At 46.2% G+C, this 23,662-nt stretch carries 19 protein-coding genes, 2 tRNA genes and 3 rRNA genes; 18 read left to right on the forward strand and 6 right to left on the reverse strand.

The window, feature by feature from the left end; all coding sequences use genetic code 11:
* The first annotated feature begins 42 nt into the window (after window positions 1-42).
* The 5 genes from GCU85_RS07630 to rrf all read left to right on the forward strand — a co-directional run bounded on the left by GCU85_RS07630 (window position 43) and on the right by rrf (window position 5,175).
* A 16S ribosomal RNA gene (locus tag GCU85_RS07630) occupies window positions 43-1,582 on the forward strand.
* Window positions 1,583-1,652: 70 nt separating this feature from the next.
* Window positions 1,653-1,728, forward strand: a tRNA-Ala gene (locus GCU85_RS07635).
* Between the two features lie 4 nt (window positions 1,729-1,732).
* Window positions 1,733-1,809 (forward strand) — tRNA-Ile (locus tag GCU85_RS07640).
* A 288-nt stretch (window positions 1,810-2,097) separates the two neighbouring features.
* Window positions 2,098-4,967 (forward strand): 23S ribosomal RNA (locus tag GCU85_RS07645).
* A gap of 92 nt (window positions 4,968-5,059) precedes the next feature.
* A 5S ribosomal RNA gene (gene rrf, locus GCU85_RS07650) occupies window positions 5,060-5,175 on the forward strand.
* The 16S, 23S and 5S rRNA genes sit together here with 2 tRNA genes alongside, the layout of an rRNA operon.
* 49 nt (window positions 5,176-5,224) lie before the next feature.
* Here the strand turns inward: rrf and GCU85_RS07655 are convergent.
* From GCU85_RS07655 to lptF, 5 genes are all read right to left on the reverse strand, one after another.
* Window positions 5,225-6,166 carry a hypothetical protein gene (locus GCU85_RS07655; protein WP_152810595.1) on the reverse strand — a complete coding sequence of 314 codons (942 nt, stop codon included), beginning with the start codon at window positions 6,164-6,166 and terminating at the stop codon, window positions 5,225-5,227.
* Between the two features lie 26 nt (window positions 6,167-6,192).
* Complete coding sequence (locus GCU85_RS07660) at window positions 6,193-8,397, reverse strand: TRAP transporter permease (protein WP_152810596.1); 2,205 nt, start codon at window positions 8,395-8,397, stop codon at window positions 6,193-6,195.
* Window positions 8,398-8,627: 230 nt separating this feature from the next.
* On the reverse strand, window positions 8,628-9,608 hold the full coding sequence (locus GCU85_RS07665; protein WP_218110612.1) for a TAXI family TRAP transporter solute-binding subunit: 981 nt from the start codon (window positions 9,606-9,608) through the stop codon (window positions 8,628-8,630).
* 177 nt (window positions 9,609-9,785) lie between these two features.
* Complete coding sequence (gene lptG, locus GCU85_RS07670; protein WP_152810597.1) at window positions 9,786-10,853, reverse strand: LPS export ABC transporter permease LptG; 1,068 nt, start codon at window positions 10,851-10,853, stop codon at window positions 9,786-9,788.
* Window positions 10,837-11,940 carry an LPS export ABC transporter permease LptF gene (gene lptF / locus GCU85_RS07675; protein WP_152810598.1) on the reverse strand — a complete coding sequence of 368 codons (1,104 nt, stop codon included), beginning with the start codon at window positions 11,938-11,940 and terminating at the stop codon, window positions 10,837-10,839. The genes lptG and lptF overlap by 17 nt, the downstream gene beginning before the upstream one ends.
* Before the next feature lie 240 nt (window positions 11,941-12,180).
* On the opposite strand from lptF, the gene GCU85_RS07680 reads away from it, so the two are divergent.
* From GCU85_RS07680 to atpC, 13 genes are all read left to right on the forward strand, one after another.
* On the forward strand, window positions 12,181-13,653 hold the full coding sequence (locus GCU85_RS07680; protein WP_152810599.1) for a leucyl aminopeptidase: 1,473 nt from the start codon (window positions 12,181-12,183) through the stop codon (window positions 13,651-13,653).
* Window positions 13,653-14,384, forward strand: a complete 732-nt coding sequence (rsmG, locus tag GCU85_RS07685) for a 16S rRNA (guanine(527)-N(7))-methyltransferase RsmG (RefSeq protein WP_152810600.1) — start codon at window positions 13,653-13,655, stop codon at window positions 14,382-14,384. The genes GCU85_RS07680 and rsmG overlap by 1 nt, the downstream gene beginning before the upstream one ends.
* Window positions 14,381-15,196: a ParA family protein gene (locus tag GCU85_RS07690; RefSeq protein WP_152810601.1), complete on the forward strand. Its 816-nt coding sequence runs from the start codon at window positions 14,381-14,383 to the stop codon at window positions 15,194-15,196. The genes rsmG and GCU85_RS07690 overlap by 4 nt, the downstream gene beginning before the upstream one ends.
* Before the next feature lie 57 nt (window positions 15,197-15,253).
* Window positions 15,254-16,156 (forward strand): ParB/RepB/Spo0J family partition protein, encoded by a 903-nt coding sequence (locus GCU85_RS07695; protein ID WP_218110613.1) that lies wholly within the window; start codon window positions 15,254-15,256, stop codon window positions 16,154-16,156.
* A 115-nt stretch (window positions 16,157-16,271) separates the two neighbouring features.
* Complete coding sequence (locus tag GCU85_RS07700; protein WP_152810603.1) at window positions 16,272-16,634, forward strand: ATP synthase subunit I; 363 nt, start codon at window positions 16,272-16,274, stop codon at window positions 16,632-16,634.
* The gene (atpB, locus tag GCU85_RS07705) at window positions 16,621-17,490 is read left to right on the forward strand and encodes a F0F1 ATP synthase subunit A (protein ID WP_152810604.1); all 870 of its coding nucleotides are present in this window, start codon (window positions 16,621-16,623) and stop codon (window positions 17,488-17,490) included. The genes GCU85_RS07700 and atpB overlap by 14 nt, the downstream gene beginning before the upstream one ends.
* A gap of 66 nt (window positions 17,491-17,556) precedes the next feature.
* Complete coding sequence (atpE, locus tag GCU85_RS07710; RefSeq protein ID WP_152810605.1) at window positions 17,557-17,781, forward strand: F0F1 ATP synthase subunit C; 225 nt, start codon at window positions 17,557-17,559, stop codon at window positions 17,779-17,781.
* A gap of 59 nt (window positions 17,782-17,840) precedes the next feature.
* On the forward strand, window positions 17,841-18,311 hold the full coding sequence (locus tag GCU85_RS07715) for a F0F1 ATP synthase subunit B (RefSeq protein ID WP_152810606.1): 471 nt from the start codon (window positions 17,841-17,843) through the stop codon (window positions 18,309-18,311).
* A gap of 7 nt (window positions 18,312-18,318) precedes the next feature.
* The gene (locus GCU85_RS07720; protein ID WP_152810607.1) at window positions 18,319-18,876 is read left to right on the forward strand and encodes a F0F1 ATP synthase subunit delta; all 558 of its coding nucleotides are present in this window, start codon (window positions 18,319-18,321) and stop codon (window positions 18,874-18,876) included.
* 37 nt (window positions 18,877-18,913) lie between these two features.
* Window positions 18,914-20,455, forward strand: a complete 1,542-nt coding sequence (atpA, locus tag GCU85_RS07725; protein ID WP_152810608.1) for a F0F1 ATP synthase subunit alpha — start codon at window positions 18,914-18,916, stop codon at window positions 20,453-20,455.
* 12 nt (window positions 20,456-20,467) lie between these two features.
* On the forward strand, window positions 20,468-21,331 hold the full coding sequence (gene atpG, locus GCU85_RS07730) for a F0F1 ATP synthase subunit gamma (RefSeq protein WP_152810609.1): 864 nt from the start codon (window positions 20,468-20,470) through the stop codon (window positions 21,329-21,331).
* 21 nt (window positions 21,332-21,352) lie between these two features.
* Window positions 21,353-22,750, forward strand: a complete 1,398-nt coding sequence (gene atpD / locus GCU85_RS07735; protein WP_152810610.1) for a F0F1 ATP synthase subunit beta — start codon at window positions 21,353-21,355, stop codon at window positions 22,748-22,750.
* Window positions 22,751-22,761: 11 nt separating this feature from the next.
* Entirely contained in the window at window positions 22,762-23,175 is a 414-nt protein-coding gene (gene atpC, locus GCU85_RS07740) for an ATP synthase F1 subunit epsilon (protein ID WP_152810611.1), read from the forward strand.
* 129 nt (window positions 23,176-23,304) lie between these two features.
* Here atpC and GCU85_RS07745 read toward each other — a convergent pair whose 3' ends face one another.
* Window positions 23,305-23,610, reverse strand: coding sequence for an accessory factor UbiK family protein (locus tag GCU85_RS07745; protein ID WP_152810612.1), 306 nt, complete (start codon window positions 23,608-23,610; stop codon window positions 23,305-23,307).
* Window positions 23,611-23,662 lie beyond the last annotated feature (52 nt).

Consider the following 23,662-nt stretch of genomic DNA (forward strand, 5'->3'; position numbering starts at 1 on the left):
TTGTGAAGTCGAGCAATCGACTGAGCTAAAATAATAAGGTTTAAACTGAAGAGTTTGATCCTGGCTCAGATTGAACGCTGGCGGCATGCTTAACACATGCAAGTCGAACGGTAACAGGAGAGAGCTTGCTCTCTTGCTGACGAGTGGCGGACGGGTGAGTAATGCATGGGAATCTGCCTATTAGTGGGGGATAACACGGGGAAACTCGTGCTAATACCGCATACGCTCTTTGGAGGAAAGCGGGGGATCTTCGGACCTCGTGCTAATAGATGAGCCCATGTCGGATTAGCTAGTTGGTGGGGTAAAGGCCTACCAAGGCGACGATCCGTAGCTGGTTTGAGAGGATGATCAGCCACATCGGGACTGAGACACGGCCCGAACTCCTACGGGAGGCAGCAGTGGGGAATATTGGACAATGGGGGCAACCCTGATCCAGCAATGCCGCGTGTGTGAAGAAGGCCTTCGGGTTGTAAAGCACTTTCAGTGATGAGGAAACGGTTATGGCTAATAACCATAGCAATTGACGTTAGTCACAGAAGAAGCACCGGCTAACTCCGTGCCAGCAGCCGCGGTAATACGGAGGGTGCAAGCGTTAATCGGAATTACTGGGCGTAAAGCGCGCGTAGGCGGTTTATTAAGTCAGATGTGAAAGCCCTGGGCTTAACCTAGGAACTGCATTTGAAACTGGTAGACTTGAGTATGGTAGAGAATGATGGAATTTCCAGTGTAGCAGTGAAATGCGTAGAGATTGGAAGGAATATCGATGGCGAAGGCAGTCATTTGGGCCAATACTGACGCTGAGGTGCGAAAGCGTGGGTAGCGAACGGGATTAGATACCCCGGTAGTCCACGCCGTAAACGATGTCAACTAGGTGTCGGGTCTTTTGGATTCGGTGCTGCAGCTAACGCATTAAGTTGACCGCCTGGGGAGTACGCACGCAAGTGTAAAACTCAAAGGAATTGACGGGGACCCGCACAAGCGGTGGAGCATGTGGTTTAATTCGATGCAACGCGAAGAACCTTACCTGGCCTTGACATGCAGAGAACTTTCCAGAGATGGATTGGTGCCTTCGGGAACTCTGACACAGGTGTTGCATGGCTGTCGTCAGCTCGTGTCGTGAGATGTTGGGTTAAGTCCCGCAACGAGCGCAACCCCTATCCTTAGTTGCCAGCACGTTATGGTGGGAACTCTAAGGAGACTGCCGGTGACAAACCGGAGGAAGGTGGGGATGACGTCAAGTCATCATGGCCCTTACGGCCAGGGCTACACACGTGCTACAATGGGCGGTACAGACGGTTGCCAAGTCGTGAGACGGAGCTAATCTGAAAAAGCCGTTCGTAGTCCGGATTGCAGTCTGCAACTCGACTGCATGAAGTCGGAATCGCTAGTAATCGCAGATCAGAATGCTGCGGTGAATACGTTCCCGGGTCTTGTACACACTGCCCGTCACACCATGGGAGTTGGTTGCAAAAGAAGTAGGTAGTCTAACCTTTGGAGGACGCTTACCACTTTGTGGTCAATGACTGGGGTGAAGTCGTAACAAGGTAACTGTAGGGGAACCTGCGGTTGGATCACCTCCTTTAAAGAAGATAAAGGATTGGCCGGTAAAATACTCGACACAAATTATTTTGTTTACATATCAGACGTTAGCCGGGGCTATAGCTCAGCTGGGAGAGCGCCTGCCTTGCACGCAGGAGGTCAGCAGTTCGATCCTGCTTAGCTCCACCATTTTAGGCCTGTAGCTCAGCTGGTTAGAGCGCACCCCTGATAAGGGTGAGGTCGGTGGTTCAAGTCCACTCAGGCCTACCATTTAGGTGAATTTAGGTGACGTTTGATACGATGTAGGTTTTGAGAAAGTAAATCAAGCGAATGGTTAATGATTTTTATCCGTTTTTTTTATTTTGCTTTTTCAAGGCAAAGCTCTTTAACAATTGGCAAGTCAAGTGGATCAGATAATTATCTCTCAAGAGTTATCTGATCAGTAAGGTCGTGATGCGTAAGTATTGCGAACATTACAACGTTACTTATGCAAGTAAGAAAATGATACAAGGTAAGTGTTAATCATTGGCTTTGGCGTTAGACGCTTTAAGGTTATATGGTTAAGTGAATAAGTGCATACGGTGGATGCCTTGGCGACAACAGGCGATGAAGGACGTGAAAATCTGCGAAAAGCCACGGGGAGCTGATAATAGGCATTATATCCGTGGATATCCGAATGGGGAAACCCACCGCTTCGGCGGTATCCCATGCTGAATACATAGGCATGTGGAGGCGAACCCGGGGAACTGAAACATCTAAGTACCCGGAGGAAAAGAAATCAACCGAGATTCTGTTAGTAGCGGCGAGCGAACGCGGAGTAGCCCTTAAGGTTGTATTAAGTTAGTGGAAGCTTCTGGGAAGTGGCGCGATACAGGGTGATAGCCCCGTACACGAAAACTTTTTACAGCTGAAATCGAGTAGGACGGGACACGTGAAATCCTGTTTGAATATGGGGGGACCATCCTCCAAGGCTAAATACTCGTTGTCGACCGATAGTGAACCAGTACCGTGAGGGAAAGGCGAAAAGAACCCCTGTGAGGGGAGTGAAATAGAACCTGAAACCGTATGCATACAAGCAGTGGGAGCATCCATGTGATGTGACTGCGTACCTTTTGTATAATGGGTCAGCGACTTAATTTCAGTAGCGAGCTTAACCGGATAGGGGAGGCGTAGCGAAAGCGAGTCTTAATAGGGCGTATAGTTGCTGGGATTAGACCCGAAACCGGGCGATCTAGCCATGGGCAGGTTGAAGGTTGAGTAACATCAACTGGAGGACCGAACCCACTAATGTTGAAAAATTAGGGGATGACCTGTGGCTTGGAGTGAAAGGCTAAACAAGCTCGGAGATAGCTGGTTCTCCTCGAAAGCTATTGAGGTAGCGCCTTGTGGTGACACTGTTGGGGGTAGAGCACTGTTATGGCTAGGGGGTCATACCGATTTACCAAACCATTGCAAACTCCGAATACCAACAAGTGATACACAGGAGACACACGGCGGGTGCTAACGTCCGTCGTGGAGAGGGAAACAACCCAGACCGTCAGCTAAGGTCCCAAAGTTTGTGTTAAGTGGGAAACGATGTGGGAAGGCATAGACAGCTAGGAGGTTGGCTTAGAAGCAGCCATCCTTTAAAGAAAGCGTAATAGCTCACTAGTCGAGTCGTCCTGCGCGGAAGATTTACCGGGGCTCAAACACAACACCGAAGCTACGGGATGTCATTAGACATCGGTAGAGGAGCGTTCTGTAGGCTGATGAAGGTGTCTCGTAAGGGATGCTGGAGGTATCAGAAGTGCGAATGCTGACATAAGTAACGATAAAGGGAGTGAAAAACTCCCTCGCCGAAAACCCAAGGTTTCCTACGCAACGTTAATCGGCGTAGGGTTAGTCGGCCCCTAAGGCGAGGCAGAAATGCGTAGTCGATGGGAATCAGGTTAATATTCCTGGACTTTTAATTACTGCGATGGGGGGACGGAGAAAGCTAAACCAGAACACTATCGGATGTGTATCTAAGCAGGTAGGCAGAATCTTTAGGCAAATCCGGAGATTTAATGCTGAGATGTGATGGCGACGATTATTGCAATCGGAGTGGTTGATGCTATGCTTCCAAGAAAAGCCTCTAAGCTTCAGGTAATTAAGAACCGTACCCCAAACCGACACAGGTGGGTGGGATGAGAATTCTAAGGCGCTTGAGAGAACTCGGGTGAAGGAACTCGGCAAAATGGTACCGTAACTTCGGGAGAAGGTACGCCCCTGATGGTGAATGAATACTCAGTAAGCTATTGGGGGCCGCAGAGACCAGGTGGCTGCGACTGTTTATCAAAAACACAGCACTCTGCAAACACGAAAGTGGACGTATAGGGTGTGACGCCTGCCCGGTGCCGGAAGGTTAATTGATGGGGTGCAAGCTCTTGATCGAAGCCCCGGTAAACGGCGGCCGTAACTATAACGGTCCTAAGGTAGCGAAATTCCTTGTCGGGTAAGTTCCGACCTGCACGAATGGCGTAACGATGGCCACACTGTCTCCACCCGAGACTCAGTGAAATTGAAATCGCGGTTAAGATGCCGTGTACCCGCACCAAGACGGAAAGACCCCGTGCACCTTTACTATAGCTTGGCACTGAACTTTGCACCTACATGTGTAGGATAGCTGGGAGGCTTTGAAGTGGGGACGCTAGTTCTCATGGAGCCGTCGTTGAAATACCAGCCTTGTATGTGTGGAGTTCTAACTTAGGTCCGTCATCCGGATCGAGGACAGTGTCTGGTGGGTAGTTTGACTGGGGCGGTCTCCTCCTAAAGCGTAACGGAGGAGCACGAAGGTAACCTAATCACGGTCGGAAATCGTGAGGTTTGTGCAAAGGCATAAGGTTGCTTGACTGCGAGACAGACAAGTCGAGCAGGTACGAAAGTAGGTCTTAGTGATCCGGTGGCTCTGTATGGAAGGGCCATCGCTCAACGGATAAAAGGTACGCCGGGGATAACAGGCTGATACTGCCCAAGAGTTCATATCGACGGCAGTGTTTGGCACCTCGATGTCGGCTCATCACATCCTGGGGCTGTAGCAGGTCCCAAGGGTATGGCTGTTCGCCATTTAAAGTGGTACGCGAGCTGGGTTCAGAACGTCGTGAGACAGTTCGGTCCCTATCTGGTGTGGGCGTTGGAGATTTGAGGGAAGCTGCTCTTAGTACGAGAGGACCGGAGTGGACGAACCACTGGTGTTCCAGTTGTATCGCCAGATGCATTGCTGGGTAGCTACGTTCGGACGGGATAACCGCTGAAAGCATCTAAGCGGGAAGCCCCTCCCAAGATAAGATCTCCCTAGACCCTTGAGGTCTCTAAAGATCCGTTGTAGACCACAACGTTGATAGGCTCCGTGTGGAAGTGCAGTAATGTATGCAGCTAAGGAGTACTAATTGATCGTGAGGCTTAACCATATAACGCTTAAATCGTTTATATCATGGATTACCGTATAATAACGTTGTAACCTTACAACACTTGACAGCCAATGTTAAATAGCACCAGTTTTGCTGGTATACATAGAGACGTGGAACCACCTGATCCCATCCCGAACTCAGAAGTGAAACGCGTCATCGCCGATGATAGTGTGGGGCCTCCCCATGTGAAAGTAGGTCAATGCCAGCGCTTAATAACAAGCCCCGTACAATGTGCGGGGCTTTTTTTATGCTAATATCTACGCCTTCTCTATTTGAAACAATGCTCTTAAATCTGGATTGATAGCGTAATCTTCTATTGTGTCTAATATATCCTGATATTCCTTATTAGGCAGTCTTTTCCTAAGGAAAAAAATCATATCGCTGATAAATGCTATTGCAATATTGATTAGATAACCATTTATATTCTGGATTGATTTGTCGTTAAAGCTGTCCCGATGCAAGATATTTATATTCCTGTAATCAATAGAGCCACGAACTCCAAAAGCACAATGTAAAAATCCTATGCCACCCTTATTGTTAAGTTTATCACCCCTGAAGTCCTGTGCTTCTTTGGGATTGTAATCACTCCATTTGAAATCCGTTTTTTTCTTTATTTCGTTTTCGTGTTTTTCTCGGTAGTACTTATGTTCACCATTCAATTTTGCAAAGCAAGCTGATTTAGCATCTGAGTAATTTCTAATAAGAGCATTATCATGCCCCCCAAGCTTAAATGAAGTTACGTTTTGTGAGTCAAATTCATTTTCCCTCGTGCTTTCTACTAGCGATGAGTACCTAAAGGAAAAAGGTTCTTGTATTAGTCCTTTTTTAGCAAATAATTCGTCAAACATTTTTGCTGTTTGAGTATGATTTTCTGAGGATGTTTTTCTTTCTTGAGCTGATATCATGGATTTAGCAGCGTGATAAATGCAATAATACCAAGAATTTACATTGGATAGCAGTATCGGGGTTGTTAGGCAGTTTGGGCTATCTTTTATAGCGGATAAATTGCTTAAGGACAATAGTATCTGTTCTGTTATTTCCTTTGTAATTTCATCAGTAAATTCTCCTTGCTCAACTTTCAGATTATTTCCATTATCTGCGCGATTGTTTACATCATCTACGATAAAATTTAGCGCTTCAAGCCATTTTATGATAGGTCTATGGCCTGCATATTGATTATATTTTAGTAACTTACTCATTGTTTATTGTTTATTGTTTGTTATCGTTAATCTAGTCCTTTTACGACGTTTTTAGGAGTGATGAAGCGTTTTTGAATTGCAAACAGTAATGCCCCTGTTGCAAGTCCTATTATATCGGAGACTATGCCGCCACTAATCATTGCAAGTGCAGCAAAAAATAAGACGATGCGCAGCACCGGTATCACTCGACCAAAGAACCAGCCTTGTATCGCCGAGGTTAACATGAAAATTCCAAGGGCGGCGCTGGAAAAAGCATGGAAATTTTCAACGCCACTGCCTTGCATTAACATGCCAGGGGTATAGAAAAACATAAACGGAATAACAAAAGCGGCTAAGCCGTATTTAAAGCTTTCCACGCTGGTTTTCATTGGGTCGGTTTGTGCAATTCCAGCCCCTGCATAGGCGGCTAAGGCAACCGGTGGCGTGATGGCAGACATTACGGCAAAGAAGAAAATGAAAAAATGTGCAGTTAATGGTTCAATGCCCATTTGTACTAAGCCTGGCGCAATCACACTTGCTGCTACGGCATAGGCGGCGGTTGTAGGCATGCCCATGCCAAGAATAATGGCCACTAGCATGGCAAAAAATAGTGCAATGAGTTGGCTATTGCCGGCTAAATTTAAAAGCATGGCTGAAAATCGGGTGCCGATACCTGTTAGTGCAATCACGCCGACAATGACTCCAGCCGCCGCACACACTGCCACCAATTGCAATGACATTTTTGCCGCAATTTCAAAGGCATATAAAATCATTTTTGTGGTCATTTTATGTGGAGTGAACCAGCTTACAACAGCAGCAGAAACCATGGCTAACGTACCTGCACGTATAACAGAATAGCCTAAAAAGAGTGCGATAATTAAAATGAAAATTGGTAAAAACAAAAAACATTGCCGCGCAAGCAGCGCAAATTTAGGTAAGTCGCTGCGTGGCAAACCTTGCATTCCCAATTTAAGCGCGGCTTTGTCTACCATAAAATAGATTGACAAAAAATAAAGTAGTGCAGGTATGATTGCGGCAAAGACAATATCGCGATAAGCCAGCCCCGTGATTTCTGCCATGATAAATGCACCTGCGCCCATAATCGGAGGCAGAATTTGTCCGCCCGATGATGCGGCCGCCTCTATAGCCGCAGAGGTTTGGGGTTTATAGCCAACCTTTTTCATGAGAGGAATGGTAAGTGAGCCGGTTGACACCACATTGCCAGCGGATGTGCCATTAATGGTGCCCATCAAGGCAGAGGAGAATACCGCGACTTTTGCTGGCCCACCGCGTGCACCTCCGGCAACTGCAAAGGCGAAATTAATGAAATATTCACCAACTTTGCTGGCTTGTAAAAAGGCGGCAAAGGTAATAAATAAAATGATATAGGTTGAGGAGATGGCAGTAGTTGGACCAAGCACGCCATTGTCCGTATATAAAAAGGTGAAAAAACGTGCCGCAGGATAGCCTTGATGTTGCAGTACGCCAGGCAGCCATGGGCCAATAAAACCATAGGCAATAAAAACACAGACGATGATTACTAATGCTAAACCCGCCAAGCGCCGTGTTAATTCGAGGATGAGAATAATACCAGCAATGGCGGCGTACATATCGTTGATATGTGGAAAGACTTGGGCGCGCATACGCAAAAATTCTGCATGACTAATAATGTACAGCCCCACTGATAAGGCAGCCAATGTCAATAAAATATCGGGTAAGCTAAATTTTTCACGTGCTTTGGCAGGCGTTAACCACGCACATATCACGGCAAGGGTTGTACCAATAAAAATAGGATAACCAAAGGTATATTGCATTTTGTCTTTGGGTGCGCCCATTGGGATTAAATTGTCACTGACCACAGCATAAATGATTTGTCCTAATGCAACGAAAATTGCCAAAGCCGCTGGGATGAGTATAAGCCATAGATAGGTGGGTATGGGAGCAAAAAACGTGTGGTCTTGATTAGGGTTTGCAGAGAGTATGAAATTACGCGCCGAATAAATCATATAGCCAAGCATTAAACCGCCTGTGACATGCACTAAGCGATAAACCCATGTTTCTAAAGGATAAAAGTTCATGACAGCAATGTGAAACACGGTATAGAGTATGCAGGCAAATGCAAGCACTGCCGCGATTTTGCCACTGAACACACGCTGATTGTTTAAGATGACCTCATTATCAACACCTTGTGCAATATTTTCTGAAGTGGCAATGGTATGTTCGTGCGAAGGTTGGTTTGTGCTTTGGTTCATTGCATTAATCCTGTATAAGACTCAATTTGAGTGTTTATGCTTGTGTCAACAGGTGTCCAGCATGAATTCAAATATTCAAATGACAGCTGGTCCGCTTGTTAATGTTAATGTAATTTTGTTATGTGAAAACAATGCATACTAAAGGCTATGATTTCACACTTACTCGTCACACTTTTTTTTGCATGGCGAGTAAGTGGTGCAAATTATCTTGTTAAGGATTCCTAAACGCCTTACTCTTGCAGATTCGCAGGAATCTCAATGCCAATTTCTGCGAAGTATTTTACTGCGCCTTTATGGTAGGGGAGGAAGCTGTTTTTATCCCAGTTTTCGGCTACGGTTTTAGCGGCAGCTGCGTGAATGCTTTTCATGCGATCATTGTTTTCCATAACCAATTTAGTGATTTCATAGGCAAGCGATTCAGGCATGTCTTTATGTGCAACGGCAAAATTCCACATGGCAACGGACTGTTGATCGTCGGGTTGCACGCTGTAAGTACCCCCTGGAATAGTGAAGGCCGCAACTTCCGGAAATTTTTCCAAAATAATAGCGTGTTCTTCATCAGTAAAGGCAAAAGTTTTAACGTCAGCTTCGGCTGATAATTGTGAGAAAGCGCCAATTGGAATACCTGCTGAGAAAGTGAAGGCATCAATTAAGCCATCTTTTAATTGGCCGGCGGCATCGGACGCGCCAGAATAGTTAATTTGTGCATTCACCCCTAAAGCTTCGAGGTAGCGTGGCCAATATATCGAACTGGTTCCCCCTTGCGGTCCAACGCTGATGCGTTTGCCTTCTAAATCTTTCATGGACTTGATGTCCGTTTTACTCATGGCAATGGCATGAAAAGGCGTTTCGTACATGGGGAATAAGGCGCGAACATTTTTGTGTTCCAAACCTGGCGCTAATTCACTTTTGCCACTCCAAGCCTCATACATTGGTCCCATAGTAACTAAGCCAATGGTTTGTTCGCCCATTTCGACTAACGTGGCATTTTGCTGTGGGCCGCCTGTGACTTCTCCGCTTGCGCTAATGCCAAATGATTCACCGAGAAATCCAGCCAATCCGTTGCCATAAACAAAATATACACCGCCTTGGCTGGCTGTGCCAATACTGATGCTTTTTGGCCAATCACTACGATCTTGCGCGACCGCAACGCTCATAGTAATCGCAGTCGTTGCGATAGACAGTAGTGTTTTTTTCATTATTTTTTTCATGATATTACCTGTTTTGTGGTTTGTTGTATTTTGGTTGTGCTACGGACAGTGTAATGAGTCGCACAACCGTGATTGATTACGGTACTGAGTATAGGAATTTTTTCGCGCGATGTCTATTTTTTTATAGCTTATATTGGTAAAACAGATAGCAGCAGGGCGGCCAACTAAGGCGGGCGGCTAATGACGTAGCTTAAGCAACACCAAACTCACTAAAAAAAAGAGTAAGATAGGCGAAATCGCACCTAAAATAACGGGTAGCCCTGTGAGTAAAACAATGTTGGCAATACTCGAATAAGCAATGAAGTAAGCCAGTCCCAACAAAATGCCAATAAATAGCTTTCGACCTTGACCACTATTGCGCTGAGAGCCAAAGACAAAGGGCAGTGCGAGTAAAAACATGACACCTGTGGTCAAGGGTATCAGTAACCGTTGCCAAAAAATTAATAAATAATTGGTTGGTTGGATAGCATTGGCTTTTTGATATTGAATATAACGTGATAAATCACGCAAAGAGAGTGCCTCAGGATCGGATAATAGCAAAGTGAGGATATCGTAATCGAGCCGATTTTGCCAATCATACGTTTCATGATGGGTGACGCGCATTGTATTATTGGCAAAGGTTTTTTCAGTGGTGTTAAAGAGTTGCCAGTTGCCAGGGTTAAAGCGGCCGCGCTCTGCGGCCAATACTTGATCAAATTGCATTGCCTCGTCAAACGTATAGATTTTGATGCCAACGAATTCCCCTTGGGCATTGACACCGTTTATCCGCAAAATGCTGCGATTATCTTGCGCCCACACGCGTTGATTAACCAGGCTGTTCGTGACTCTACCCAGCGCGTTGGCGCGAATATTTTCGACTTTGTCGTTTAGATAAACGCCCAAAAATTCGCTAATCAACAAAATTAACGCACCGAGAATAACTGCCAAACTAAACCCTAAGATGCCGATACGTAGGCGTGAAACGCCAGACGACTGCATGACAATTAACTCATTTGCGGCGGCCATTTTACCAAGACCAAGCAGTGCGCCAATTAATAAAGCAATCGGGAAAAACTCGATGAGCTTTAGCGGAATTAGCCCGAAAACGTATTGCATGAGGGTGACAAAATTATAGGTATTTTTGCCGAGGTTATCCGCTTCGCCAATTAAGGTCGCAAGCAAATCAATCATCAGTAGGGCTAACAAGACAACAAAAATTGAGCCGCAAACCGTGATGACGATATGTCGGTCAAGTCGTTTTTGCATGTTTTCCTCTGTTTTTTCGCAACGACTGCAGACTGGTTTTGAGGTTGTTTTGCGAATTCGCTAGTGTTAACCAAATGAATAAAATAAGCAGAAATAAAAGGTGGCTGGTGTGCATGCCAGGCAAGATGCTCAGTTTGCCATTTTCAACCAATGCTTGGAAAATATACTGCGAGTTTAAATAAATTGCATAAGTGAGAATGGCAATTACATATTTTCCGTAGCGATTCTCGCGCGGATTGACTTGAACTAACAGCGGCGCAAATAGTGCGAGTAAAAAAATCGAAAGCGCAGGAGAAAATCGGCGCTGTAATTCGAGCTGGTTGTCTATGTTTTTTTCACTCAGCAAGGTTTTGGTGGGGACGGCTTTGATGCGTTGGTTACGATTGATGTCGGTTACAGCGGGGAGCAGGGCAAGTAAGCGCTCAAATTGCATCAGCTGCGTGCCATCGCTATTTTCGGTAATTCTTGAGCCACTATCTAGCGCTAAAAATCGCTGAGTATCTTGGCTAAACTGTTGCCCGCTTGCCGCGACAGTGGCGGACTCGCCCTGTTCGTTGGCTTGCCAGACAAAAAATTGGGAAAACTGCTGTTCATCGACGTTGGCCACATAGATGGTCGTTTGATTGCCGATGGTGCGAAAATTACCAGGTTGTATCAGAGATAATTCGGATTCTTTTCTGGCTTTTTCACGCAGGTCGTAGCTTAGCTCTCGCGTTTTGGGTAGCAAATCCAACGTCAGGTAAAGTATAAGGAGTGCCAGCGGCGCCGCTACGCTAAAGATGGCCGTGTATGTCTGCAATTTTCCATAGCCCAGTGCTTTCATCGCAATGAGTTCGTTGTCGGTGGCAAGCTTTGACAGGCTGATGAGCACCGCAATAAAAAAGGCAAAAGGCGTGAGCAGTACGAATAAATTCACACTGTGTAGCGCCACCAATTTAAAGACAGCGGCACCGACAATTTTTCCACTGGCCGCCTCGCCAAGCAATTTGGCGAACTGAAAGCTGACCATAATCAGTATCAGTGCGGTAATGACCGCCAAAAAGACTTCCATCATTTCGGTGATAATATGTTTTTTTAGCCGATGCAAATAACCTCCTTGCTGACCTTGTGTAATAAATCCAGTAAACTCTATGTTAAAATTACCCTGATTGATAATGACAACGAGTGATTTGGTTGTTTACTGCGGGTGTTGTTTTGTTATCCAGAATGGCTGCTAAGTCTCGATGACAAATAACGACAGCGGGTATTATATTACGACCAATGCCATTAGGGGTATGAGTTTGTTAAGAACTTAAATAAAACTAATCATAACGAAACAAGGTGATTCATGCAAATCGAGCTAAAAAAGCAAGCAATAGTCTCTGCATCCAGCGATGTGTTGATTGTAGGTATTGAAGAAGACCAAGCGATTCAAGGCGCATTAAAAACATTGGATGAGGCGACCAAAGGCTATTTTGATCTAAAAAAAGCAGCAGGTGTCTGGCCAACAAAAGCAGGGCAAATTCGGACATTTTATGGCGTGACAGGTGTTGAAGCAGCGTCTGTTGCGGTTATTTGCTTTGAAGCCAGTCACAAAGGGCTTAAAAAGGCAAGCGAGACCATTATCGGTTATTTACGAGGGCATGCGATCAAAACAGCGGATATCGCGCTAGTTCAAGCGCCAATTGAAGGGCTATCCATGACGGCGAAAGCACAGCTAATGACGCAGTCGATGCTAGATGCGGATTACCAGTTTGATGCGTTTAAATCGCAGCCCGAGCCGCGAGAACCCATTGAAGTTAATTTACTTAGCGAGACAGAGACTACGGCAATCGCGACTGGCATCCAGACGGGGCACGCCATTGCCGCAGGGATGAAGGTCTGCAAAGACTTGGGTAACGCGCCAGGTAATGTGTGTACGCCAAAATATCTGGCCAAAGTCGCGGGTGATATTGCCAAAATGTTTGACTCGTTGACCGTGCATGTGCTCAAAGAGCGCGACATAAAAGAGTTAGGGATGAATGCCTTGCTATCCGTGTCCAAGGGGTCGGCGGAAAAGCCCCGTTTGATTACGCTCGCGCACCAAGGCGCAGATGCCAACGAGGCGCCGATTGTTTTAGTCGGGAAAGGCGTGACGTTTGACACGGGTGGGATTTCAATTAAGCCCAGCGCCAATATGGATGAAATGAAATACGACATGTGTGGTGCAGCCACGGTGATTGGTGTCATGAAAACGGTGGCGATGCTAAATTTACCGCTTAATTTGGTTGCCGTGGTGCCTGCGGTTGAAAATATGCCGTCTTCAAAGGCGAGTAAGCCAGGCGACATCGTCACCGCCATGTCAGGCAAAACGATTGAAATTTTAAACACAGATGCCGAGGGTCGGTTAATTTTGTGTGACGCCATGACTTACGCACAGCAGACGTTTAAGCCCAAAACGATGATTGATTTTGCGACGTTGACGGGGGCGATTATTGTCGCGTTAGGCCATGAAACAACGGGAATTATGGCGAATGATGACTCATTGGCACAATCACTGGTTGCCGCAGGTGATCGGGCGTTGGATCGTGCATGGCATTTGCCGTTAGGCGAGGAATACAGCGAAAAATTAAAAAGTCCGTTTGCTGATTTGCAAAATATTAGCGCGGGTCGCGGTGCAGGGAGTTTGACCGCAGGTGCATTTTTGCAGGCGTTTGTTGACGATGTGCCTTGGGCGCATTTGGATATTGCGGGTACGGCATGGCAGTCAGGCGCTAACAAAGGGGCGACAGGCCGCCCAGTGCCGCTGGTTGTTGAGTATCTGCTTTCACAAGTGTCTTGATGACAATCAATAGCCAGTCGCCTGATGCGCGACAATCTGATATATCGCTAACTGAGGCATCACTAACTAAGGCATCGCTAACTGATGCGCAATCTGCGGCGCGTTTGCAAGCCGCCGCCGACGAATTAGGGATTACGTTGTCAGGCCAGCAAATTGCTCAATTGCTGGACTATGCGCGGTTATTTATGCACTGGAACAAAGCATATAATCTATCCGCTGTACGGACCTTGCCGATGGTGGTTGATCGACACTTGATTGACTCGCTCTCAGTGGTGAGTCAGGTCGCCGCCTATTGCCCTAAATGTATTGCTGATATTGGGACGGGAGGGGGTTTGCCTGGCGTAGTGTTGGCTATTTTGTTTGCAGATACGCCCGTTTATTTGGTGGAAAGCATTGGTAAGAAGTGCCGTTTTTTAAGCCATGTCCGTGCCACTTTGCCGCTTAATAATGTTGAGGTTATACAGCAACGGGTTGAGGCTTGGCAGCCTGAGTTTGCTTGTTCGGTTGTTGTTAGTCGCGCGTTTGCGTCGCTAAAGCAGTTTACCCAGCTGACACGGCATTTGGGCGATGAATCTAGCGTTTGGTTGGCGATGAAATCAGCAGATATTGCCGATGAACTAAACGCGCTACAAGACAGTGAATTTGTGATTGCGTCGGATAAGCCAATAACCGTGCCATTTGAGCCAGCAAAACGGCGATTAATTAGTTTAACTTTACGGAAAACGCCTTGAAAATTATTGCGATTTGTAACCAAAAAGGCGGTGTTGCCAAAACGACAACCGCGGTTAATTTGGCTGCCTCTTTAGGCATCTTAGGTCAACGGGTGCTGTTGGTGGACTTAGATCCGCAAGGAAATGCATCAATTGCGTGTGGTATTGACAAAAAGACGCTATCTTCAACGTTGCTAGAGGTCCTCACGGGCGAGCAACCGTTAGCGGAAATTATTTTGCCAACTCGGTTTGAATCGCTTGCGCTGGCGCCGAGCAATCAGGATTTAACCGCGGCTGAAGTGAGTCTGGCGAAACAGGCCAACGGCGCGTTTCAGTTGCGTCGCTGTATCGAAGCATTAACCGAAGCGCGGACTGAAGTGTTAACCGAAGCGCGGGCCGATGACACAAGCCATCAATCCAGTTATGATACGGTGGTTATTGATTGCCCGCCTGCGTTAAATATCTTGACGGTTAACGCTTTGTCTGCAGCGGATTACTTAATTGTACCGATTCAGTGTGAATACTACGCGTTAGAGGGGTTGACAGCGCTGCTGGATAATGTCGCCGACATTCGTGCCAGCGTTAATTCGACGCTCAACGTGCTTGGTTTTTTGCGTACCATGTTTGATAAACGGGCGCGCTTGGGCACAGAAGTATCCGCGCAGCTAGAGGGCTACTTAGGCGACAAGGTATTTGATACCATTATTCCGAGAAATGTGCGCTTAGCAGAAGCGCCAAGCCACGGAATGCCCGTGTATTATTACGAACGTTCATCCAAGGGCGCCAAGGCTTATTTGGCATTTGCGAAAGAAGTGATAAAGCGGCTAAAATAATGCCCAAACGAACCGCTAATGGTACCTCCACAAAGAAATAATAGCGTAGAGAAAGCAATGACAAAAAAAAGAGGATTAGGGAAAGGGCTTGCCGCACTACTCGGCGAGGAAGCAAGCGGCGCGCTATTGGCGCGTCAAGAAAACGCCAACGGCGTTGCAGAAAATGATTGGTCCAACGGTGGTGCTATTTTGCAATTGGCGATTACGCGATTGGTGCCGAATCCGTATCAACCACGCAAAGCGTTTGACGAACAGGCGCTTGCGGCGCTTGCGGATTCCATTGCGGCGCACGGTATTATTCAACCTATTGCCGTCAGAGCCGTAGGCGATTATTACGAAATTATCGCAGGTGAACGGCGTTTTCGTGCCGCTAAGCGAGCGGGTCTCGAGGTAGTGCCAGTGGTTATTCATGAGGTAGACGATGCAGACAGTGCCGCATTTGCCTTGATTGAAAACATCCAGCGTGAAGATTTAAACGCCATTGAAAAAGCCAAAGGAATTAGCCAGCTAGTTGATAAATTTTCATTAACGCATGCCGAGTGCGCCAAGCTATTGGGGCAGTCGCGTGCGAGTATCAGTAATACGTTGCGATTACTGACGTTAAGTGAGGTGGTGCAGCAAGCCATCGTTGACCACCAGATAGAAATGGGGCACGCACGCGCCTTAATTTCTGTCGATAATGCGACACAGCAACAACTGCTTAAGCAAATCACTTTAAATGGGTTGTCCGTCCGAGAGACGGAGGGTTTAGTTAAGCAATATCAGTCGGTTGATGATAAAAAGCCGAGAGCCCAAAAGCCAGATGAAGTAAAATACTTAGAAACTGAGCTAAGTAAACAGCTAGATTGCCGTGTCAGTATACGAAAGCACCAAACGGCAGGTGGCAAAGTGACATTAAATTGCAGTGACGAAGAAAGCTTTAACCGACTAATTAAAAAGATAAAAAGCGCAAAAAAATAATGAACTCCGTGTAATATTTTTTTTCTGCAAAAATAAATGCCTGAATAGGTTGACCGATAGCGGATAAGGCTCTATAATTTTGTCCATTATACGACATGCAGGCATAAACTCATCAATGACCAATAAAAGCGTTTTACTTGTTGCGACTTTATTAATTGGGGTGGGTTTTTTTTTGCCAGACTGGCATAGTCAATTCAGCTATTATGCAGGTCTATCAGTTAGTGGGATGAATGCGGGGTTGTTTTTTTTGTTTTATTTTAGGGTAAAGCAGAAAATATCAACCTACCCTTCGCAAGCGGTGGTTAAGGTGTTTAGCTCGACAATCACACGGTTTGCGGCAGTGGTGGCATTGCTTGCGCTGATATTTCAGCTAGAGAATGTTGTTGCAGCATGGCTAATGGTCGGGTTTATGCTCGGGCAATGTTGCTTTTTATTGAATCAATTAAATTTATTATCGGTAAAACATGGCGAAAAATAGCGGCGAACAAACAGCAACAGAGTATATCCAGCATCACTTGCAAAACTTGACCTTTGGTCGTCACCCTGATGGCAGTTGGGGGATGGCTAAATCGTCTGAAGAGGCGCAGCAAATGGGTTTTTGGGCGATTCATGTCGATACCATGTTTTTTTCTATTCTCCTTGGTGTGTTGTTTCTGTGGTTATTTAATCGGGCAGCTAAAAAAGCCTCGGCCGATCAGCCGACTGGTTTTCAGAATTTTATCGAGTGGGTGATTGAATGGATTGATGAAAATGTCAGGAATGGATTTACTGGCAAGAGTACCATGATAGCCCCGTTAGCGCTGACCATTTTTATGTGGATTGCGCTGATGAATAGTTTAAAGCTAATGCCATTAGATTTGATGCCAATGATTGCCAGTCTGTTTGGTATTAACTACCTCAAAATAGCGGCGACTACGGATATTAACACAACCTTAGGGGTTGCGACAGGTGTGTTCTTGTTGATTCTATTCTTTAGTGTTAAGGTAAAAGGTGCGGGCGGTTTTGCCAAAGAGCTCTCTAGTCACCCTTTCCCATGGAAGGCACTAATTCCATTTAACTTTACGTTAGAGCTGGTGACGTTGATATCTAAGCCTGTGTCACTTGCTTTGCGTTTGTTTGGTAACATGTTTGCAGGTGAAATGGTCTTTATTTTGATATCATTAATGTTTAGCGGTGGTTTGTTCTTTGCCTTGTTTGGTGGCGGATTGCATTTGATTTGGGCGATTTTCCATATTCTTGTGGTGTTGTTGCAGGCTTACATCTTTATGGCGTTGACGATTGTCTATTTGGACGGTGCTTGTGACGAGCATATTGAGCATGACCATGCGCCTTAGTGATGGGTGTGCTTGCGATGTTTTTACGTATCTTTTTAAAATGAAATTTAAATCTGGAGGAGTGAAATGGGTGAATTAATGTTAGGTTTGGGTCTTATGACTGGTTTTTCGGCGATTGGTGCGGCGATTGGCGTTAGTATTCTCGGGGCAAAATTCTTAGAGAGTGTGGCGCGTCAGCCTGAAATGGAAAATCGATTGAAAGGCAGCTTGTTCTTGTTGGCAGGTTTGATTGACGCGGTACCAATGATTGTCGTTGGTTTGTCAATGTATGTTATGTTTGTGGTCGCTTAGTTCCTTGGCGTTAGTTTTGTTGTTCATATATCGCTAAAATTTAACTACCGGAGACAGGCATGAATATTAACTTGACCTTGTTTGGTCAACTGCTTTCCTTTGGGGTGTTCGTTTGGTTTTGTGTTAAGTACGTTTGGCCGCCGCTCATCAAAGCATTAGAAGAGCGAAAGGCTAAGATTGCACAAGGGTTGACCGCCGCAGAAGAAGCAAAGCGCCAATTAAGCGAAGCAGAGTCCCAGTCAGATGAGTTGGCGCAAGAAGCCCGTAAAAAAGCGATGGATATTGTCGCTGAGGCAGAGTCACGCGCCAAAGCAATGGTTGAGGCGGCTAAGCTCGATGCGCAGCAAGCCGGCGCGAAACAGTTGGCAGCGGCACAAGCGGAAATCTCACAACAGTTTGAGCAATCCAAACAGGCGCTACGCGGTCAGTTGAGTGAGTTGGTGGTTTCGGGTGTGTCGCAGGTTATCGATAAAGAAATCGATGATAAGCAGCATTCTGATTTGATCCGCAAACTCGCTGAGCAGTTGTAGGTGCGTTATGGCTGAATCAATCACCATCGCAAGGCCCTACGCCAAAGCGCTTTACGAAGTCGCAACAGCGCAAGGTAGCGCGGCAGCTGAATCATGGCTGCCTGCCATGCAAGTTTGTCAAGACTTAGGCGCTTGCAAAGCGGCAGTGAAGCTGATAAATAGCCGAGGCTTTGACTATGATGCGTTTAAACCGCTGATTTCTGCGTTATTTGAGCAGGCAAAAATCAACAAATACCCCGAGCAGCTTGATGATTTTTTTGCTGTGTTGGCGAATAACCAGCGTTTGGGCGTGTTGCCCGAGGTGGCGAGTCAATTTATCGCTGAAGCAAATCGCGCCAATAATAAGGTGTTTGCTGAAATCATCACGGCGAAACCATTGTCAGACGAAGACAGTCAGCTATTACGAGAGCGCCTACAAGCTAAGTACCAGCAGCAGGTAGAGGTTAGCGTTGTCATTGATGAGTCTCTCATTGCGGGGGCAATGATTCGCGTTGGTGACACAGTGATTGATGGATCGGTTAAAGGTCGATTATCCAAGTTAAGCAAAGCCATCACCAAAACCTAATGAGCACTGAATTACTATTTACAGAGGACGCAGTATTATGCAATTAAATCCATCCGAAATTTCAGACATCATCAAATCTCAGATAGCGTCGGCTGACCTGAGTGCAGAAGCACAAACAGAGGGTAAAATAATCGGTCTATCTGACGGAATTGCCCGTGTTCATGGCTTAGAACAAGCCATGCAAGGGGAAATGTTAGAGTTTCCTCACGATATTTATGGGCTTGCGCTTAACCTTGAGCAAGACTCAGTCGGTGCGGTTATCTTAGGTGATTACGAAGCCTTGTCTGAGGGCGATACCGTCAAATGTACGGGTAAAATTTTAGAAGTGCCAACGGGCGAAGCATTACTTGGTCGTGTCGTAAATGCATTAGGGCAGCCTATTGATGGCAAAGGACCCGTGCAGACGACAACAACGTCACCCATCGAGAAAATCGCACCAGGTGTTATCGAGCGACAATCGGTTGATCAGCCAGTACAGACTGGATTGAAATCAATCGACGCGATGGTGCCGATTGGTCGCGGCCAGCGAGAATTAATCATCGGCGACCGTCAAACAGGGAAAACGGCGATTGCGGTTGATGCGATTATTAACCAAAAAAAATCAGGCATCAAATGTGTTTATGTTGCCATCGGTCAGAAAGCCTCTTCGGTGGCGGCCGTTGTGCGTAAGCTAGAAGAAGAAGGCGCAATGGCGCATACCATCGTTGTGGTTGCATCCGCGTCTGAATCGGCTGCCATGCAGTATATTGCCCCTTACACAGGGTGTACGATGGGTGAGTATTTCCGTGACCGTGGAGAAGACGCGCTAATTGTTTATGATGATTTAACTAAGCAAGCGTGGGCTTATCGTCAAGTATCATTGTTGCTTAGACGGCCGCCAGGGCGAGAAGCCTATCCTGGTGATGTTTTTTACTTGCACTCACGTTTGCTTGAGCGTGCCTCGCGAATCAACGCAGACGAGGTAGAACGGCTAACCAATGGCGAGGTCAAAGGCAAAACGGGTTCACTAACTGCGCTACCGATTATCGAGACACAGGCGGGAGATGTCTCGGCATTCGTTCCGACTAACGTGATTTCAATTACCGATGGTCAGATATTTTTAGAAACCGATTTGTTTAACTCAGGCATACGTCCAGCGATTAACGCAGGTCTTTCTGTTTCACGGGTTGGTGGTGCTGCCCAAACCAAAATCATCAAAAAACTCGGTGGTGGTGTCCGGCTTGCCTTGGCGCAATACCGTGAACTCGCCGCGTTTGCACAGTTTGCTTCTGACTTGGATGAAGCGACGCGCAAGCAGCTCGAAAGAGGGCAACGAGTAACAGAATTGATGAAACAAACTCAGTATCAACCGCTTAGTACAGGTGATATGGCCATTTCGTTGTTCGCGGCGGATCGTGGCTATTTAGATGATATCGAATTAGACAAAGTATTGGACTTTGAAAAGGCAGCGATTGATTATTTCCGACAGCATCACGCAGGACTGGTTGATGAAATTGATGCCAGCGGTGACTTTAATGATGCCATTGAGCAGACATTTGTCAGTGCCTTTGATGCGTTTAAAGCAAATGGCGTTTGGTAAGCAGAGGCTGTCATGTCGAATGCAAAAGAGATAAGAACCCAAATCAGCAGTATCCAAAATACGAAAAAAATCACCAAAGCCATGGAAATGGTGGCGGCATCCAAAATGCGCAAAGCGCAAATGTATATGGAGCAAAGCCGCCCTTATGCCGATAAGATTCGTAGTGTTGCAGCTGGATTGGCGAACGCGAATACCGAAATCGAACACCCATTTTTAATTAAAAATGAGAAAAAGAAAGTCGGTTATATCGTGGTTACCACTGATCGGGGGCTTTGCGGTGGTCTCAATATTAATTTATTTAAAAAATTAATCGCGAGCGCAAAAGCGCACCACGAAGAAGGCTGCGAAGTTTCGCTGGCGGTTTATGGGACAAAAGGATATAAATTTTTGTCTTATATGGGGTTTAATATTATCGCTAATAAAGAAAAAATCAGCGATCAGCCAAGCCTCAATGAATTATTAGGGCCTGTGACGGTGATGATTGATTTGTATCGCGCAGGGGAGCTGGATCGGCTTTACATGGTGTCTAATAAATTCGTCAACACGATGACGCAAGCGCCTGAAATATCTCAGTTATTACCAGTGCCTGCTTTTGAGGCTGATGCGTTGCCCGAGCACGCGTGGGATTACATTTATGAGCCGTCGGCAGAGGCGTTGTTAGAAAAAGTATTGGTACGTTATGTTGAGGCGTTACTAAAATGCGCCGTCTCTGAGAATGCCGCATGCGAGATGGCGGCACGTATGATTGCGATGAAAAATGCAACCGATAACGCGGGTTCGTTGATCAAAGAAAAGCAGTTACAGTATAACAAGGCGAGACAGGCAGCGATCACACAAGAATTATCAGAAATTGTCGCGGGCGCAGCAGCGGTTTAATATTATTAAGGGGTATAACTAATGAGTATGGGTAAAATTGTTCAGATTATAGGGGCCGTTATTGACGTACAGTTCACCGTTGAGCATGTTCCAAATATTTATGATGCATTGGAATTAGCCGACGGCGGATTGACACTGGAAGTTCAGCAGCAGCTAGGTGATGGCATTGTCAGAACAATTGCTATGGGCGCCAGCGAAGGCCTGAAACGTGGCATGGCGGTTAAAAACACCAATGCCCCAATTTCTGTGCCAGTCGGTAAAGCCACACTGGGTCGCATTATGAATGTCTTAGGCGAGCCAGTCGACCATTGTGGTGATGTGGCGTCTGAAACGACTTGGCCCATCCACCGCAAAGCACCTGCATACGACGAATTATCTAGCTCAACGGAGTTACTAGAGACAGGTATTAAAGTTATTGACTTGCTTTGTCCCTTTGCAAAGGGTGGTAAAGTCGGCTTGTTTGGTGGTGCAGGTGTCGGTAAAACGGTGAATATGATGGAGTTAATCAACAACATTGCAACCGCCCACTCAGGATTGTCTGTGTTTGCTGGCGTCGGTGAGCGAACCCGTGAAGGGAATGATTTTTACCATGAAATGCAAGAGGCGGGGGTTGTCAATGTTGAAAAACATGATGAATCCAAAGTGGCGATGGTTTACGGACAAATGAACGAGCCACCTGGTAACCGATTGCGCGTTGCCTTGACAGGACTGACCATGGCGGAATATTTCCGCGACGAAGGTCGTGATGTACTACTATTTATTGATAACATTTATCGTTATACCCTAGCAGGTACTGAGGTATCGGCATTATTAGGTCGTATGCCGTCGGCGGTGGGCTATCAGCCAACCTTGGCTGAAGAAATGGGCCGCTTGCAAGAGCGTATTACTTCGACGAAAAAAGGGTCGATTACATCAATTCAGGCGGTTTATGTTCCTGCGGATGACTTAACAGACCCTTCGCCTGCCACGACATTTGCGCACTTGGATGCAACCGTTGTTTTGTCGCGTCAAATAGCTGAGCTAGGTATTTACCCTGCCGTTGATCCGTTGGATTCGACTTCGCGTCAGCTTGATCCACAAATTATCGGCGAAGAACACTACGAAGTTGCCCGTAGCGTCCAGACCGTATTGCAGCGTTACCGCGAGTTACGCGATATTATCGCCATTCTAGGGATGGATGAGTTATCAGAAGAAGACAAGCAAATTGTTACGCGTGCACGTAAAATACAACGGTTTTTATCACAGCCATTCACCGTTGCTGAAGTCTTTACTGGCGCACCAGGTAAATACGTCTCATTAAAAGAAACCATTGCTGGCTTTAAAGCTATCGTTAACGGTGACTATGATCACCTGCCTGAGCAAGCTTTCTATATGGTCGGCGGTATCGAAGAAGCTGTCGCCAAAGCAGATAAATTGTAGGAGGTCGGCCAATGGCCAACAAAATAGCGGTTGAACTAGTCAATGTCGATAATTCTGTTTTACTAAGTACAGAGGCTGATTTGTTGATTGCCACAGCAACAACAGGTGAGGTCGGCATTATGCATGGGCATATTCCGTTTTTTGCCTCACTAAAGCCTGGGCATGTGATTATAAAAAACGAGGGCAAAGCTGACGAAGCGGTCTTTATTTCGGGTGGGTTTATTGAAGTTCAACCCCAAAAAGTCACGGTATTAGCGGACACGGCAGAACGTTTTGAGGCGTTAGATGAAATGATGGCTGAGCAAGCAAAACGAGAAGCCGAAAGCGAATTACGTTCAGCAACAGGCCCTGACTTTGAAAGGGCGCAAATGGCTTTGGCCGAGGCGTCTGCTCGCCTGTCGCTAATCAAGCGCTTGCACAAGTAATCGGCTAAAAGCAACACGCTACCACCGCTAAAACGTTAAGCAAAATCAGCAGTAAGTAAAATTAGAGGTAAGTAAAATCGCGGGGGTCTGCAAAGGATTGCACGGGTGGCGCCATCTAGTGGCAAGCGCCTATTCGCCGGCTGAATCAGTCGTGTGCTTATCTACAGCATTAGCTGTTTCGGGCATCTTTTGATTGGTATGATTGGTGCCGAGCTGTGTTTCAATCTGTGTTTCAAGGCGATCCAATTTCTGGTGTAGCGTAATGACCATCGCCTTGAGCGTTTCAAATTCTTCTCGTGTAACAATGTCCATTTTCTTGAGCTGGCTGTCTAAAATGACACGTCCGACACCGTCGACTTCTTGTTTGATTTGTTTTGCATTTTCTGCAAAACTTTGTAATAAGTCATCTAATTTTTTATTTTGTTGCTGGCTCATGGTGTTCCCCAATTAATTCAAATAACTTGGCAGTGCTGAGCTTGCCAAACTA

The organism is Ostreibacterium oceani (assembly GCF_009362845.1).
GTDB classification, from domain to species: domain Bacteria; phylum Pseudomonadota; class Gammaproteobacteria; order Cardiobacteriales; family Ostreibacteriaceae; genus Ostreibacterium; species Ostreibacterium oceani.